Annotated in this window: 15 protein-coding genes; 9 read left to right on the top strand and 6 right to left on the bottom strand. The window is 41.4% G+C overall.

Annotated elements, in window-relative coordinates; translation table 11 throughout:
- Positions 1 to 46: 46 nt before the first annotated feature.
- Together RMX98_RS26175 and folB are read right to left on the bottom strand one after the other, a co-directional pair.
- Entirely contained in the window at positions 47 to 1,330 is a 1,284-nt protein-coding gene (locus tag RMX98_RS26175) for a diguanylate cyclase domain-containing protein (protein WP_322676880.1), read from the bottom strand.
- Positions 1,331 to 2,186: 856 nt separating this feature from the next.
- Positions 2,187 to 2,555, bottom strand: coding sequence for a dihydroneopterin aldolase (gene folB / locus RMX98_RS26170; protein ID WP_322676881.1), 369 nt, complete (start codon positions 2,553 to 2,555; stop codon positions 2,187 to 2,189).
- A 167-nt stretch (positions 2,556 to 2,722) separates the two neighbouring features.
- Between folB and menD the strand changes: the two genes are divergently transcribed.
- From menD to RMX98_RS26155, 3 genes are all read left to right on the top strand, one after another.
- Positions 2,723 to 4,477 (top strand): 2-succinyl-5-enolpyruvyl-6-hydroxy-3-cyclohexene-1-carboxylic-acid synthase, encoded by a 1,755-nt coding sequence (menD, locus tag RMX98_RS26165; protein ID WP_322676882.1) that lies wholly within the window; start codon positions 2,723 to 2,725, stop codon positions 4,475 to 4,477.
- A gap of 159 nt (positions 4,478 to 4,636) precedes the next feature.
- Positions 4,637 to 4,855 carry a helix-turn-helix domain-containing protein gene (locus tag RMX98_RS26160; protein ID WP_322676883.1) on the top strand — a complete coding sequence of 73 codons (219 nt, stop codon included), beginning with the start codon at positions 4,637 to 4,639 and terminating at the stop codon, positions 4,853 to 4,855.
- A complete protein-coding gene (locus tag RMX98_RS26155) occupies positions 4,821 to 6,191 on the top strand; it encodes a site-specific DNA-methyltransferase (RefSeq protein WP_322676884.1) in 1,371 nt (456 codons plus the stop codon). Before RMX98_RS26160 ends, RMX98_RS26155 begins: the two co-directional genes overlap by 35 nt.
- Here RMX98_RS26155 and RMX98_RS26150 read toward each other — a convergent pair.
- Together RMX98_RS26150 and RMX98_RS26145 are read right to left on the bottom strand one after the other, a co-directional pair.
- Positions 6,166 to 7,026: a hypothetical protein gene (locus RMX98_RS26150; protein ID WP_322676885.1), complete on the bottom strand. Its 861-nt coding sequence runs from the start codon at positions 7,024 to 7,026 to the stop codon at positions 6,166 to 6,168. The two genes, RMX98_RS26155 and RMX98_RS26150, sit on opposite strands and share 26 nt — an antisense overlap.
- A gap of 288 nt (positions 7,027 to 7,314) precedes the next feature.
- A complete protein-coding gene (locus RMX98_RS26145) occupies positions 7,315 to 8,151 on the bottom strand; it encodes an Rpn family recombination-promoting nuclease/putative transposase (RefSeq protein ID WP_322676886.1) in 837 nt (278 codons plus the stop codon).
- A gap of 206 nt (positions 8,152 to 8,357) precedes the next feature.
- On the opposite strand from RMX98_RS26145, the gene menB reads away from it, so the two are divergent.
- Entirely contained in the window at positions 8,358 to 9,191 is an 834-nt protein-coding gene (gene menB, locus RMX98_RS26140) for a 1,4-dihydroxy-2-naphthoyl-CoA synthase (protein WP_322663420.1), read from the top strand.
- Between the two features lie 127 nt (positions 9,192 to 9,318).
- Here the strand turns inward: menB and RMX98_RS26135 are convergent, their stop codons facing one another.
- Positions 9,319 to 9,630 (bottom strand): hypothetical protein, encoded by a 312-nt coding sequence (locus RMX98_RS26135; RefSeq protein ID WP_322676887.1) that lies wholly within the window; start codon positions 9,628 to 9,630, stop codon positions 9,319 to 9,321.
- Between the two features lie 429 nt (positions 9,631 to 10,059).
- The gene (locus tag RMX98_RS26130; protein WP_322676892.1) at positions 10,060 to 10,614 is read right to left on the bottom strand and encodes a DUF721 domain-containing protein; all 555 of its coding nucleotides are present in this window, start codon (positions 10,612 to 10,614) and stop codon (positions 10,060 to 10,062) included.
- A 245-nt stretch (positions 10,615 to 10,859) separates the two neighbouring features.
- Between RMX98_RS26130 and RMX98_RS26125 the strand changes: the two genes are divergently transcribed.
- The 5 genes from RMX98_RS26125 (at position 10,860) to RMX98_RS26105 (ending at position 16,411) form a co-directional block, all read left to right on the top strand.
- Positions 10,860 to 12,224: a hypothetical protein gene (locus RMX98_RS26125; RefSeq protein WP_322676888.1), complete on the top strand. Its 1,365-nt coding sequence runs from the start codon at positions 10,860 to 10,862 to the stop codon at positions 12,222 to 12,224.
- Positions 12,225 to 12,513: 289 nt separating this feature from the next.
- Complete coding sequence (locus tag RMX98_RS26120) at positions 12,514 to 13,266, top strand: PspA/IM30 family protein (protein WP_322676889.1); 753 nt, start codon at positions 12,514 to 12,516, stop codon at positions 13,264 to 13,266.
- A 430-nt stretch (positions 13,267 to 13,696) separates the two neighbouring features.
- The gene (locus RMX98_RS26115) at positions 13,697 to 14,473 is read left to right on the top strand and encodes a PspA/IM30 family protein (RefSeq protein ID WP_322676890.1); all 777 of its coding nucleotides are present in this window, start codon (positions 13,697 to 13,699) and stop codon (positions 14,471 to 14,473) included.
- 174 nt (positions 14,474 to 14,647) lie between these two features.
- Complete coding sequence (locus RMX98_RS26110; protein ID WP_322676893.1) at positions 14,648 to 14,983, top strand: thioredoxin family protein; 336 nt, start codon at positions 14,648 to 14,650, stop codon at positions 14,981 to 14,983.
- Between the two features lie 189 nt (positions 14,984 to 15,172).
- Positions 15,173 to 16,411: an LL-diaminopimelate aminotransferase gene (locus RMX98_RS26105; protein ID WP_322676891.1), complete on the top strand. Its 1,239-nt coding sequence runs from the start codon at positions 15,173 to 15,175 to the stop codon at positions 16,409 to 16,411.
- Positions 16,412 to 16,585: the final 174 nt, after the last annotated feature.

Here is a 16,585-nt window from a genome sequence, read left to right as displayed (position 1 = left end):
TTGTATACCATAACCTTAGTAGCGGCTAGAGTAGCATATTCCATTGTTAACTAAATATGGCATAAGTAGCTTTTCCCTGCCGTTTAGCTTGGTACATCGCAATATCAGCATCTCGGAGCAAAGTTGCAGGCTCCTCATAATTACTAAAATTCCAAGTAATCCCAATGCTAGCTGTAGCAGATAATTCATATCCATTCAGGTTAACTGGCAATCGTAAAGAATCTTGAATACGTTTGGCAACATTGGTAGCGTCGGTAATGTCTTTAATATCCTCCAAAAGAACAGTAAATTCGTCACCACCAAATCGTGCTACAGTATCGCCACTACGTAAGCATGACTCTAAACGTCTAGCGATCGCCACTAAAAAATCATCTCCTATTCCATGCCCAAAGCGATCGTTAATCTCTTTGAAGCCATCTAAATCCAAAAATAAAACTGCAAAATAATAATCACTTCTGCGTTTGCTACGTTCAATGGTTTGTCTAAGCCGATCTAAAAATAAAACACGATTCGGTAATTCTGTTAGCCCATCATAAAACGCATTACGCACCAGTTGCGCCTCTGTCTGCTTACGTTTGGTGATGTCTTGAAAAACTAAAACCGCGCCAGTAATATTACCATTTTGATCGTGGATCGGTGCAACATTATCCCCAATTGCTATTTCTTGGCCATCTTTGGTAATCAGTGTACAGTTTTCTGGTAAATCGAAAACTTCGCCTGCTTCGATTACATAAGTGGCTAAATTTTCAATTGTTTCTCCTACATCTTTGTCAACTAAATTAACAACTTCTACTAAATCTTTACCAAAGGCTTCACTTTGCTTCCAACCAGTGATTAGTTCTGCTCTGGGATTCATCATTTGAATACAACCATTCGCGTATGTCACAATCACTGCACAGCCCATACTATTAATAATTGCCGTTAACCTCTGTTTTTCTTCATATAATATCTTTTTGCTCTGATGTTTATACAGCGCCATTTCAATCGTAAAATGTAAATCACTTTCAATAAATGGCTTGACTATGTAACCAAAAGGCTCACTTAACTGATTTTTGTGTAATGTTTTATATTCCGAACATTCTGTTAGATATACTACAGGCACATGGAAGTGATTCTGGATAATATCCGCTACTTGTAGACCGTCTATTTCTCCAGCTAGGCAGATATCAATTAATACTAAATTTGGATGAGTTTCTGCTACTTTTTTAATCGCCTCTTTACCAGATTTAGTTATTTCTGAAACGGAATAACCTAATTTTTGTAAGCTTTTTCTAATATTTGAGGCTAGAATTTTTTCATCCTCAACAACTAGGATTTTACGGGCGAACATCTTATGACAACCTGTTTGCTAAGGTTCAGATTTTTATTGTCAGTGTCAACTCGATTAAAAAATAATCATTTTATCATAAACAATCTCCAACTACCTTTGTCTTCTTACTTGATTTCAATATTGACTAATTAATTGTCTCCTTGAAGTCAGAGCATAATAGCCTCCACCATATTGCTAAGAGCAATTTGTGGGTAGTTTACGTTATTAACCTCAGATAATTTTTGTGCTTGTCAAAACTAACTTCTCATTAGTACATACAGCTAATATCATGTCATTAACATCAATCCAAATTACCATATAATTACAAACACTCAAAAAATGATTTTAGAACGTATACAATAATTTTTCTTCTGAAAAGTATAAATACTCAGTATAGTATCTATGTAAAAATTAATCAAGAAGAAAACTTCATAAAATCACAGTATATTACTTTGATACAAATTAAAAAAATCTAATAGTGTATTATATGCAATATAGTATATACTTACTAAAATACTAATAAAAATTAATTGTTATCTGGAATTGAACAGTTTAATACTGTTTATCGACAAATAGGTTTTGTCTCAGGCGAGGTCTAAATTACCGCCTGAAACTGTCTGAAATCTTGAATTATGAGTAAAATGTATTATTTGTAACTATTTATTGCTTCTGGTGAATACTAATCACAAATCCTGTGATCTGAAAACACACAAGTTAATACTCATCAGCAGATCACAGGATTTTTTAGTTTTTTGAGAATGAGCGGGTGCTGGGGGTAATGGCAAGAAAGATTCTCTTTATGAGATACTTCCACACTCCATATAAACCCCATTTTTTTGCTAACTAATAGATATTGAAAAAAAACAAGTTTTATGCTTTAAAGATTAGACTTACTTTTAGTCAATTCAATACTAATTTTGCCACCAAAGTCTGGAATAGGTGCAGCAGGTTTGCTGAGAGTGACTTGGACTTTTGTTACATGATCGCACTCTTGGAGAATAGAATCTGCGATCGTTGTTACCAATTTTTCCACCAAAGCGAATTTAGACGTTTTGATCAGATGTTGTATCAAGCTAATGACGCTGCGATAATCTAAAGTGTCTTCGATCGCGTCAGTCTTGGCCGCTGTGGAGATATCCAACCATAACCTTACATCCACCTCAAACCATTGTCCTAGCACCTGTTCTTCTGGTAGATACCCAGTGTAGCCATAGCCGCGAATTCCCGTTAAATGAATGCAGTCCATAAAAGTTTGAGAGCAAATTGTGCATTTTGTAGAAAGTAGAGCAAGTTTGCTTGGAGATTTTCTTTCCTCCAAACTCGCGCTACGGTGATGGAACTCAACACCGCATTGATGGATTTTAAATTGAATTTCCCTAGACAAAATCTAAAATTTAAGATTGTTTTATAGCTATGTTTGATTTAATGCCGATCGCTTATAAAAATGTTAATCAACTTTGGGCTTATATTTTAACAGAGACGCTAAAGCGGTTGGGATTAACTTGTGCTATCATTTGTCCGGGATCGCGCTCTACACCCTTAGCGATCGCCTTTGCTCAACAAGCACCTGAGATTGAAGCGATTTCCATTCTCGATGAACGTTCCGCCGCCTTTTTTGCTTTGGGACAAGCTAAAGCAACCGGACTACCTGTGGTGCTAGTTTGTACCTCTGGTACAGCAGGGGCAAATTTTTATCCCGCAGTCATAGAAGCCTCATATAATCGCGTCCCACTATTGATATTAACTACCGATAGACCGCCAGAACTGCGAGATTGTCACTCTGGGCAAACCATAGATCAATTGAGATTATATGGAAACTACCCAAATTGGCAAACAGAGTTAGCCTTACCCTGTGCCGAGATGGGAATGCTAGCTTATCTGCGACAAACGGTAATTCATAGCTGGGAAAGGGCGCAAAATCCGACAAAGGGGCCAGTACATTTGAATATTCCCTTTCGCGATCCCTTAGCGCCTGTTCCTGATGGAACGGACTTGAGTTATTTGCGATCGCACTTGGAATCAGAAGACTTCTTCGCAGCAATAGCAAACTCATCCCCCATTTCCCATTCCCCATTCCCCATTCCCCAAGAATGGAAAGAATGCGATCGCAGTATCATCATCGCAGGTGTTGCTCAACCGTCGCAACCAGAGGAATATTGTAGAGCGATCGCGCAACTTTCCCAAACTCTCAAATGGCCTGTACTAGCTGAGGGACTCTCCCCAGTGAGAAATTATGCCGAACTCAACCCCTATTTAATTTCTACCTATGACCTAATTTTGCGAAATCAGCAGCTAGCAAAACAGCTAGCACCCGAAATGGTGATTCAGGTGGGTGAAATGCCTACAAGTAAAGAACTGCGTAGCTGGATAGATGCAACCCAGCCGCGACGCTGGGTAATTGATCCTAGTGACCAAAACCTCGACCCTTTGCACGGGAGAACGACGCATTTACGGATATCTGTAGAAGACATAAAAATAGAGGAGATAAATTTATCTTTCTCCTCAGACTATGGAAAGCAATGGTGTGATGCGGAAACTAAGGTTCGGTTACTTGTTGACCAGACTATGGGGAAAATAGATGAAATAATCGAGAGTAAAGCAGCTTGGTTAATTTCTCAGATTTTACCGCCAGGAACGCCTCTATTTATTGCTAATAGTATGCCTGTGCGGGATGTGGAATATTTCTGGAAACCAAATAATTTAGGAGTGCGATCGTACTTTAACCGGGGTGCAAATGGTATCGATGGCACATTATCCACAGCATTAGGAATTGCCCATCGCCAGCAAAGTAGTGTGATGTTAACGGGAGATTTAGCACTGTTGCATGATACCAATGGTTTTTTAATCCGCAATAAATTTGTCGGACATCTCACGATTGTATTAATCAACAACAATGGCGGTGGAATTTTTGAAATGTTACCCATAGCCAAATTTGAGCCACCATTTGAAGAGTTTTTTGGCACTCCTCAAGATATTGATTTTGCTCAGTTGTGCGCTACTTATAATGTGCCACATGAATTGATTACTTCTTGGCAGCAGTTGCAGCAAAAGTTAAACCCGCTTCCAGCTAAGGGAATTCGGGTTTTTGAGGTGCGGACAAATCGTAAAAAAGATGCTAAGTGGCGACAGGATAATTTAAGGAAGTTTGCAGCAGATATTACGATTTAACTATTCTGTTAGGTGTTGGTGAATAACAGTAAAAAATAGCGTTTGTAATATCAAAATTAAAAGTACTCTACTACAAACGTTTTAAGTATTGGCACTCCTGACCCTTGCAAAGTATTAAAATTAGTAGTATAATAACGAATCTAGCGATTCTAGCGACAAATGCGACAAGATGCGGAACATAACAATAATGAGAGTGAAAAAGATATTTCATTTTTGACAACTATTGAAGTAGCTAAACTTCTTCGTGTTCACCAAAGAACTGTACAAAGATGGATATCATCAAATAATCTTAAAGCTACAAAAGTAGGGTCAAGAATTTGGCGTATCAGAAAAAAAGACTTAGATGAGTTCCTACAAATCAATAACACTAAAAAATAAGCATAATAAAATATTAACTCAAATGGCAACGGGAATATCTACTGGAAATAGCCGTAAAAATAAAAAACAAAATGTAATTCCTTTTCGTCTGGAATATGAAGGAAAAATTGCTTTAGAAGATATATTAAAAACTCCGGTAGCCAAGTTACGCCGGATAATAAGTGTAGATGAACATCCAAAGAACAGACTAATATATGGAGAAAATTTAAGAGTTCTTAGTTCATTATTAAACGATGATACTGTCGCTGGTAAAGTTAGTTTAGTTTATATTGATCCTCCCTATGCAACAGGGAGTAGTTTTGAATCTCGTCAAAGAGATCATGCTTACCATGACCTAATGGAAGGTGCAGAATACTTAGAGTTGTTACGTCAACGACTGGTTTTACTAAGAGAGCTTTTATCAGAGGAAGGTTCTATTTATCTGCATTTAGATGAGAAGATGGCTTGTGCTGTCAAAATTCTAATGGATGAAATTTTTGGTTCTAAAAACTTTCGTAATTGGATTACCAGGAAAAAATGTAACCCAAAAAACTATACACGTAAACAGTACGGTAATACCGCAGACTACATTTTATTTTACACAAAAACAGATAATTATATATGGAATCAGCCTTTTAACCCTTGGACTGAAACTACTGCAAAGAAAGAATATCAATATGTTGAAAAAGAGACTGGAAGAGTTTATAAGAAAGTTCCTGTTCATGCACCAGGTGTAAGAAAAGGTGCAACAGGTCAACCCTGGAGAGGAATGCTACCTCCTCCAGGTAAACACTGGCAATATACTCCAGAGACTTTAGACCAAATGGATGCACGCGGAGAGATTTACTGGTCGCCAACAGGAAACCCAAGAAGAAAAGTTTATTTAGACAATAGTCAGGGAATTTCAGTTCAAGATATTTGGCTTGATTGCAAGGATGCTCACAATCAAAATATTAAAATTACTGGCTATCCAACAGAAAAAAATCCAGATATGATTAAACGAATAATTCTAGCCTCATCTAATGAGGAAGATATTGTGTTAGATGCCTTCGCTGGAAGTGGAACTACTGCTGCTATAGCTGAAGAGCTAGGTAGAAAATGGATAGCGATTGATAATTCACAACTTGCTATAGCTACAATAGTTCAGCGTTTAGTCAAAGGAACAGAAGTAATGGGTGACTTCATTAACGGAAATAGTTCTGCTAAATATGAACAAAAATGCTTAATAGGTACAAATAGAGTTTTACGAAGCGGTCTAGATTTGTATATTGAAGAAACACCAGAATTAGAGTTTCTCTCTGAAAGTGTAATACATGATTGGGATAGCAAACTCAACTTTCAAGCCAATCTAGTGTAAATCTATCATCAAGCATTTTCAGAGTGCATACCATTATTTTGCAACTACCATAGCTTTCTAAACGAGCGTAATCATTCCACATAGATCCTAGTAGTAATCCTGGGCCATCATTCAAAAAAAATACTTTTAAATCAACTTTATAGGTCTCAGCATATCTAAGAATATCAGTTGCTTTATCTCGATTTCCACCAGTTCGATCATCTTCTTGAGAACCACCTCTATCAGAATCATAACGAGCAAATCCAACTATCAATGGAGTTCCATCTAATCGAGATATAAAAATATCTGCTGGAGTTTTAGCTTCCCAATTATCTAAAACCTTGTCAAGCATTACATCTTTTCCAGCACGGGCTGGCCCCTGAATTATATAGTTTTTACCAAATACTCTGTCAAACCATAAGAAAAATGCTTCTGTCAAGTCATAGCCTTTTTGTCCACGTTTACTCTGTTCTAAAAGAAGAGCCATCAGAGTTTCATCAGGTACAGGACGACTTTGCAAATTTCTTCTAACTTCTTCTAAGCTACGAAATCTATCACCAAAATCGTTAATTATGTTGGGAATATCACGTTTTTTCTTGGTCATTTCTACTGTCGTATCTGGTGATACATATCTCCGAAATACTCTAAGAAGTTGAATACGTAAAGGATCTGGCTCTTTTGTAATAATTTCTAGCAAATTTGCAGAGTTTGTTGCTTCGTATACCAATTCTATAAAACGCTCCAAAACTTTCTCGTAGAGCATTTTCGCTTCATCTAAAGAATCTGGGTAGAATGGTGAGTCAAATATGGTAATCCACTTAGATGCAGTTACTTTGTAGCTACTGAATGAAGTCAAAGGACAATCTCCATTGCCATAATCAATACAATTTTTTAAGTATAAAACAGAGAACTCTATAAAAAAATGCCAAAGCTAACGCTTCCAACTATTCCAGCGATAATGCCTGAATTTTGCCTAAAAATTACTCAGTAATTTAACTACATAATAGTCGTTTTAACAGTCGCAGGATAAGCGATCGCACTCTTCCTTCCACGATTTCCTGATATACCCGCGTGTCTTCCAGTCTCAGATTTGTAGCTTTGAGAATTTTAACGGGTGCGATCGCCTTTCTGCTGTGCGTGAAACTTACCCGCTTACTTCACCTTGTAACCACCCTTCCAAATCAGCAAGAGTAGAGAAATCCAACAAAGCATCACCTAAAGCTTCCAACTGTTCCACCGATAACCCTTGAATCTGGCGCTGAAGCGACTCAGGAAACTCACCCACCCGTCGGTTTAATAGTCTTAAGATGAGCGATCGCGCTTCTTCCTCTCGTCCTTCTTCCTTTGCTTCCCGAATCGCCCGTGGTTCTTCCAAATTCAGTCCCAACATCGTTGCAATCTCCTCTCGACTAAGGTTAGAAAACTTGTAGACAAGAATTGTCGTCACCAAATCAATTATCGCTTGTTCCGACTGTTGCTGTGCTTGTTCCAGCAAAAACCGCGCCCCTTCCACTGCTTCGGTTTCAGAAGTAACATTTGTCAGCAACATCAAACCTAATCCCAAAGGTTGTTGTCGCAAATCACCCAACTCATCCAGATAAACCCGCCTGACTTGACCACTTTCCAACAAAGCGCGGTGAATCATTGAGTTGGAAGGTTCCAGACTGCGAGAAGGAAAAATTATTACTCCAAACCAGTCATCGTAACGAATAGAGTTGCGGTAGAGAAACAAAAACAATTCGCTGAAGAAGCGGTGATATAAGTCTTCGTCCTTCTGAAACTGGACTTCTGCAAAAAAGACGGTTTTAGAAACTGCATTCGCGGGAGGTAAAAACACTCCATCAATCCGAAACGCCGTTTCTTTCACTTCAACCGATTCAAATTGGTAGTTTTGCGCTTCTGCGGGTGGTTCATCTACTAATTCAAACAGCAAACCGGGAAATTGCTTAAATAATTTGTAGAAGATGGTGTCACGTCGCATTTTTATTCCTCAGCACCCAGACAATTACCAGATTGTAAAGGCTTGAGATACCAATTTTAGCGTCGGCGTAGCCCACACTTCTCTACGAGACGCTCCGCGTAGCTTGCTTCCCCGGAGGGGTACGACTTAGCTCAGTGACCACCGCAGGTATCGTATGTCCCTACGTCCGCGATAAAATTCTTGAAGCAACAGCGCACTCCATACCAATGCAAATTAACTGGCAAACTGCCAAAACCTACGAAGATATTCTGTATCAAAAAACTGATGGCATTGCGAAAATCACCATCAATCGTCCCCATAAACGCAATGCTTTCCGTCCTGAAACAGTCTTTGAACTGTACGATGCTTTCTGTAATGCTCGTGAAGATACCACTATTGGTGTTGTTCTATTTACTGGCTATGGTCCACACACTGATGGCAAATATGCCTTCTGTTCTGGTGGCGATCAAAGCGTGCGGGGACATGCGGGTTATGTGGATGATACTGGCATCCCCCGCTTGAATGTGCTCGACTTACAACGCCTGATACGTTCGATGCCGAAAGTGGTGATTGCTTTAGTGGCTGGATATGCGATCGGTGGTGGACACGTCCTACACTTAATTTGCGACCTTACCATCGCTGCCGATAATGCCATTTTCGGACAGACGGGCCCGAAAGTCGGCAGTTTTGACGGTGGTTTTGGAGCCAGCTATCTTGCCCGCATCGTGGGACAAAAAAAAGCTAGAGAAATTTGGTTTCTCTGCCGCCAATATGATGCACAACAAGCTTTAGAAATGGGCTTAATTAATTGCGTCGTCCCAGTCGAACAACTAGAAGCCGAAGGTATTCAATGGGCACAGGAGATTTTAGAAAAAAGTCCGATCGCAATTCGATGTCTCAAAGCCGCCTTCAACGCTGATTGTGACGGACAAGCTGGTTTACAAGAACTCGCTGGCAATGCCACCCTACTTTATTACATGACAGAAGAGGGAGCCGAGGGCAAACAAGCCTTTCTCGAAAAGCGTCCACCAGATTTTCGCTCTTTTCCTTGGTTGCCTTAGAATAGCAAAAATCGCGCCTCACTAAAAGGTGCGATTTTTGGAGATATAAACTTTTACAGCACTAAAAATCTTAAAAACAAATCTTATTTTAAGCAGACTAAAAACTTAGTCCAGTAATAATGGATCACTAAATAACCACTGCTTTAGTCTTTACTTGTTCAGATATAGAGGCAGTTATTTCCTCAAGAGGGGCAACAGCATTGTCTAAATCTGAGCCTAGAGATTGACAAGATGTTAAAACTGGGGCTGCATCTGGCAAAACCCAAGCATCTTCCAAGGTTTCCCAAGAAGGCGCAAAAGGTGGGAGCGCCAAAGAGCAAGCCTTCCAAGCTGCTTGAACTGGTGCGCCTAATTGCTGGCAGGTTCCGCCACGGCGGCCTTCTGGCTGGTAATGACGGCAATATTTACAGGCAGATGCTAAAACTTTAATGGGTTTCATTTGGATTCATCTTTAGTGCCGTTTCTGGCTGAATTTCATCTTTATATTTTGCTTCTATATATAAAGATAGATAAAAGCCAAAAAGTCATTATTTTCTATAGGTTTCAGCGATCCCAAGGAAAAAATAAACTTCAGGATATTTTTATAATCTTGTTATATATTTAAATAATTCCTAGAGCGGTTACATATAGATATCGCCTAAAACTTATTAGGGATCAAGACTAAATTTGAAGCTTTTGATTTCTCTAGCCTTTTAAATTCTTCCTTAAGGATGGGTTAAGGCATATAATTTTAGATAAATAGTCTGTTTGACGTATCACATTAGACAGATTTTAGCAGTAAAATATATTTTTTCTAAAGAATCAGAAATACTTTTGATGTAGTAGCAGCAAGTTACTTCAGGATAAAATCTGCTCAACGAATAGTCTCTTAACTATTTTGTTTTGAAAACTGTTTAGCAGCACAAACAGAACAGACTTCCCAGCGCTGGAGTTCACCGGGTGGCGTGGGAGATTGACACTGGGGACAAAGGGGTAAGCCATGCGATCGCGATCGCATAATCTTCGTCCAATGTCCAAAAGCCCCATTCACATCCTTGGTGGGTGTATCATCAGGGCGACTAATCTCATCACCAAGATAACTGGGATGTTCATGGGGCGAAATCGATGGTTGCTGTTTTCTCTCCACCGATGCATTCTGCCAGCCAGCAGTAGAGAAGCGAATATCAACCAAAGGCGTCGGCAGCTTTTTATTCAACTTTAAAAGTAGAGATGTGCGACCAAAAGTCAGGTTTTGTGCCCAAGCAGCACTAGAAGTTGCTACCGACAAAACATCACGCTGAATCGACAATGGTCGAGTATTTGCGGCAACCACTGGGCCAACAACTTCTAACCAACACTTGAGTAGAAGTTGAAATGGTTGCTCTTGCCATTTAGCCTGCTTTTCCAGAACGTCCAAAATATCATTAATTGATTTCAACGACATCATTAAAAGTGGGGAGTAGGTAGGAGATGAGAGAGCAGGGCAAGCAGGGGAAGCAGAGGAAGCAGGGGAAGCAGGGGAAGCAGGGGAAGAATAACTATTAAAATTTACCAATCCCCATTACCCCTTATCCCCACAGGGGCCCCACCTTCCCCAATCCCCAAGTCTATTTAAATAATTTCCGCTACTATTGTCACAAATATATCTAAAAGTTGATTCCAGCAATCTACGTTTGAGGCACAGAGGCAATGACTCAAAACCCCCTGAACCATTCCGATACTCATCTATCTTCTAAAACACCTGGGTTAAAACCAGCACTAGCAGCAGCACTAGCGAGTTTAGAAGTGCCACTAGATCAAGAGTTAGCTCGATATCGACGCACACGAACTGGTTTAGCATCAAACCAGTCTCGTGTTGCAAGTTACATGAGCAATCAATCCCAGGCTTTGACTGCTATTCCAACAACGTCGGGTACAACTCAGTCATCAGTAACAGAAATTAAAGCCAACGTGCCGCCTGTATCTATACCCGTGAATCATCAGGGAACCCCAGCGTCAGTTACAGCAAAAATTGACTTACCAGCAGCATCTTCTGTCGCTGTGAATCCTGAGATAAACCCAGCGCCAACTAAGGCAAAAACGGAGGAACTAAATAATCTTAATGTGCCCTCCACCTCCAATTCTGTTAAAAGACAAACTCAACTTCCACCACCACCGCCCAACTTTAGTAGCAGCATCGTGCCAGCAGTCGTTAAAGATACTAAAAGCGAAAATCTCTTGCAGGCAGATGATACCCCTAAACACCCAAATGACTATTTAGAATCTAGTGAAGCACTGCTGCGAAGTCTGACAGAAGAACAACCAGAAATCAAGAAACCAAGCAATTCTAGCGACAGTCTCCTATCACCTTTGGGTATCGGCTCCATGTTGTTGCTATTGGTGGCGAGTCTTACCTTGGGTTATGTAGTGTTCAATCCCAAAAGCTTGCCACAATGGAATTTAGGCAAGTTGTTTAACGGTAACTCGTCTCCCGCACCAGAAAATACTGAGGAAGTTGGGAGCAATGTTCAACCTCAAATCCAGCCACCAAGCACATCTATACCTAAATATCCCAATCTCGCCGCCCAAGAGTTTCCTGAGGTGAGAGATCCCAATGATGTAGTTGGCTTAAAACCCAAAGCCCAACCAACCCTCTCAGTAGTGCCTAATCCGGTTGTTCCCCAAAACCCCGCAAATCCTCAAGCGGCATTACCTGCCCCCAATACAGCCCTCAAACCGACAAATCCGATCGCATTAGCACCAGTACCGACGCTACAAACCTTGCCCCCCCTGAATTTGCCTCCCACTTCAACGGCAAAAACCTCGCCTAAGCCAATCGCAAATTCAGCAAAGCCGAATGCAGAAATCAAACCAGGAACGGATGGATTTTATCATGTAGTCATAGACAATAAAGGGGCGGCTTTTGCCTCAGCACGGCAAGTAGTTCCTGATGCTTATTTATCACCCAACAAAGAATTGATTTATCTGGGTGCTTTTAAGACTAAAGAACAAGTAAGACAACAGATGCAACTGTTACAGGCAAGGGGAATCAAGGCACGGGTTCAGCAGCCATAAGTTGCAATAATCTGCGATACCATGAGATAACAGTCATGAGTGCTGTTAGCGGATAGCTAGGGTTTAGCCCGTGCTGAGTGCCCAGTAGTAGAGACAAAATCTTGCTTTTTGACAACCCGACGACAAAATTCTTATACTCAGGACTCTAGCTGGGCATTTATTACTCCATAACTACCTGACGACAAAAATTCTTATACTCAAGACTTTAGACAGGCACTCAGCACTCCATAACTCATTCATTACTCAGCACTCAGCACTCATTACAGAGTTTCGTGAATGGAGAGCCGATATGGAATTAATCAAGCGTATCCTGCGGGTGATTCGCGCTAATCTCAATAGTTTGATCGGTGGTGCAGAAGATCCAGAAAAGATTTTGGAGCAAGCTGTTTTGGAGATGCAGGAAAATCTGGTGCAGTTGCGGCAGGGAGTAGCACAAGCGATCGCTACCCAAAAACGCACCGAACGACAGGCAGCTGCTGCCCAGTCTCAAACAGAAGAATGGTATCGCCGCGCTCAATTGGCACTGCAACAAGGCAACGAACCTTTAGCACGGGAAGCCTTGACTAAGCGCCAAGCCTATAAAGAAACCACTACAGCCCTCTTTTCTCAGATAGAGCAGCAAAACGATATAGTAGCTAGGCTAAAAAAGGATATGCGATCGCTAGAGTTAAAAATTTCCGAGGCGAAAACAAAAAAAGATATGTATATTGCTCGCGCCCGTTCTGCCGAAGCATCTTATCGTCTCCAAGAAATGCTTGGCACAGTTTCTGCCACCAGCAGTCTGAGTGCCTTTGAGCGCATGGAAGAAAAAGTTTTGCAAATAGAAGCCCAATCAGAAGCGATCGCTCAACTTAGCAGCGACGACTTGGAAACACAATTTACTTCTTTGGAATCTAATGATGTAGATACCGAATTAGCAGCAATGAAGGTGCAGGTTTTCAACAAGTCAGAAAACACACAGCATGAAAGTCTCCTCACTCAGGAGAACCAAAAAATAGCCCAGGCTCCCCAACAGCAGTTACCCAAAACTCAAGACTCTTGAAAAAGAGGCAAGGGGGCAGGGTGCAGGGGGAAATGATCCCATCAAGAACTGTCGTGGAATGAGGGAGAGAACATTGGTCTGAATCTCCCACTCAAGCAAGTGTGGTTATCGTCAAGAGCGGGAAGCTAACGTAACAGGTGGAGGCGAATCCCAATTCTTTTCTATCTCCCCTGCTCCCTGCCCCCGGTCACTGAGCGTAGCCGAAGTGCTGCCCCCTGCTCCCGGTCACTGAGCGTAGCCGAAGTGCTGCCCCCTTTCTCTTCGTTGAAGTTCAGCTAATTACCCCACTTTGGAGATATCTTAACAATTAAGAGCTGTTAGAAGGTACTGATTCAAACTGGAAAGATTACATTGAAATAGGTAGCTATAAAAAAGTGAAAAAGCTAACTGTCCAACAAAAAGCGTAAATCACACAAGGAAAAACAAAGTTATGGGATTATTCGATCGCATTAAGCGAGTAGTTAGTTCTAACCTCAACGACCTGGTTAACAAAGCCGAAGACCCCGAAAAAATGCTAGAGCAAGCCATCCTGGAAATGCAGGAAGACTTGGTTCAGCTGCGTCAGGGAGTAGCCCAAGCGATCGCCTCCCAAAAACGCAGTGAAAAACAGTACAATGATGCCCAAAATGAAATCAATAAATGGCAACGCAATGCCCAACTGGCGCTGCAAAAAGGTGATGAAAACTTAGCACGACAAGCTCTAGAGCGCAAAAAAACTTATACTGACACCAGTGCTGCCCTCAAAGCGAGTTTAGATACCCAAAGCACTCAAGTTGAAACCCTCAAACGTAACTTAATCCAGCTAGAAAGCAAGATTTCTGAGGCTAAAACCAAGAAAGAAATGCTCAAAGCTAGAATCACCACTGCCAAAGCCCAAGAACAACTTCAAGGCATGGTGCGGGGGATGAATACCAGCAGTGCAATGTCTGCCTTCGAGCGGATGGAAGAAAAGGTCTTGATGCAAGAATCCCGGGCCCAGGCAGCAGGAGAGTTAGCAGGAGCAGATTTAGAAAGCCAATTTGCTCAGTTGGAGGGTAGTAGCGATGTTGATGATGAATTGGCAGCTTTGAAAGCGCAAATGCTACCACCTGCTGCTCCACAAAATCAAGCCCAACTGCCACCGCAACAAGAAACCACTGCTCCTAAGTCTAATGAGGTAGTTGATGCCGAGTTAGATTCCCTACGCAAGCAATTGGATCAATTGTAAAATTGGCAGAAAACTTATTTGAGCTAGTCCCACACCTGTTGGCTGTGGGATTTTACGTCATTAGTCAATAGTTAATATTCCTAATAACTATTGACTAATGACTATGGACTAATGACGACTTTGGGATAAAGTATTGTGTGTGCCAACTTTGATCGCCACCTGATGGAGACTGCAATGAGTAAGGCTGTAATCACCATAACTGATGCTGACTTTGAAACCGAAGTTTTAAAATCCGAGCAGCCTGTATTAGTTTACTTTTGGGCTTCCTGGTGTGGGCCTTGTCAATTGATGTCGCCCTTAATTAACTCAGCTGCTACTAAATATAGCGATCGCCTCAAAGTCGTTAAAATGGAAATTGACCCCAACCCACTCACTGTTAAGCAGTACCAAGTAGAAGGTGTACCCGCCCTCAGACTGTTTCAAGACCAAGAAGTTTTGATATCGACTGAGGGAGTCATCGGCAAAGATAAATTACTCGAACTCTTAGATACGCACTTAAATAGTAATTAGTCATTGGTCACTGGTCACTTGTACTGAGTTTCGACTACGCTCAACTACCGCGTTGCCCTTGGCGCAGCCTTTGGTAGAGAGGTATTGGTCATTTGACAAAGGACAAATGACAAAAGACAAAAGACAAATACTTCGGCTTACCTCGACTTCGCTCGGCACAAGTCACTCAGTACAAGTGACATAGGAAAAATGACTAACATATACTTTGCAAAACGCTTACAACCCATACAATCCAATGTATTTGCTGATATGGACAGAGCCAAGGCAGTCGCTTTGGCAGCTGGACGACAGGTAATTGATTTGTCGTTGGGGTCTTCTGATTTACCAGCCGAAGCCCATGTGATTGAGGCGATCGCTCAGTCTCTCCACGATCGCAGTACCCACGGCTATCTATTGTTTAACGGAACTCTTGGATTCCGCGAAGCCGCAGCCAACTGGTACCAAAAAAAATTTGGCATCAAAGTCGATCCCCAAACTGAGGTACTACCTCTAATTGGTTCTCAAGAAGGCACAGCCCATTTACCCCTAGCAATACTCAATCCAGGAGATTTTGCCCTGTTGCTCGATCCAGGTTATCCTTCCCATGCTGGGGGAGTCTACCTAGCCAGTGGTCAAATCTACCCGATGCCACTACGAGCAGAAAACGCTTTTTTACCAGTGTTTGCTGATATTCCTGCCCCAGTGTTGGCTCAATCGCGGATGATGGTATTAAGTTATCCTCATAATCCCACTGCTGCGATCGCACCTTTATCTTTCTTCCAAGAAGCTGTCGCCTTCTGTCAAAAACACAATCTTGCCCTAGTTCATGATTTCCCCTACGTAGATTTGGTATTTAGGGAAACTGGGGAGTGGGTAGATTCTTCTTCCAATCCCAAATCCCAAATTCAAAATCCAAAATCCCTAGCCCCTTCAATTCTGCAAGCTGATCCAGAGAAAAGCGTCTCGATTGAATTTTTTACCCTTTCCAAGTCCTACAATATGGGCGGCTTCCGTATTGGCTACGCCATCGGTAATGCCGAATTAATTAACGCCTTACGCCAAGTAAAAGCCGCCGTTGATTTTAATCAGTATCGGGGAATTTTAAATGGTGCGATCGCTGCTCTAACTGGCCCTCAAGCTGGCGTAAAATCTGCTGTCACTACCTTTCAGGGACGGCGTGATGCTTTTATCAGTGCTTTACACCGCATTGGCTGGAATGTTCCTACTCCCCAAGCCACAATGTACATCTGGGCAAAGTTGCCCTCACGTTGGAGTCAAAACTCCATCGAATTTTGTACCCAACTAGTCAAACAAACTGGTGTAGCCGTTTCCCCAGGTGCTGGCTTTGGCAAATCTGGAGAAGGGTATGTGCGTTTTGCTTTGGTGCATGAGCCACCTTTGTTAGAAACTGCTGTAGAAAGAATTGCCGAATTTCTTCAGTCAAACTAAATGCCAAAGGTTTTTAATTGCAAAGTCTAGAAATAGAACGTGCAGTTACCCATATCTACAAATGTGCATTTTTGTCAAATTCAGCTAAAAGCCAGTCTATCCCTCTTCTGTCACTCTCCGAAAACATTTGCCATTTCTGGATTCTAGAGCTTTTGTATAGCAAGCGATTGCGCG

This window comes from Nostoc sp. DedQUE02, from assembly GCF_034531035.1.
Taxonomy (GTDB): domain Bacteria; phylum Cyanobacteriota; class Cyanobacteriia; order Cyanobacteriales; family Nostocaceae; genus Nostoc.
This window is presented reverse-complemented; position numbering and strand designations above follow the sequence as displayed.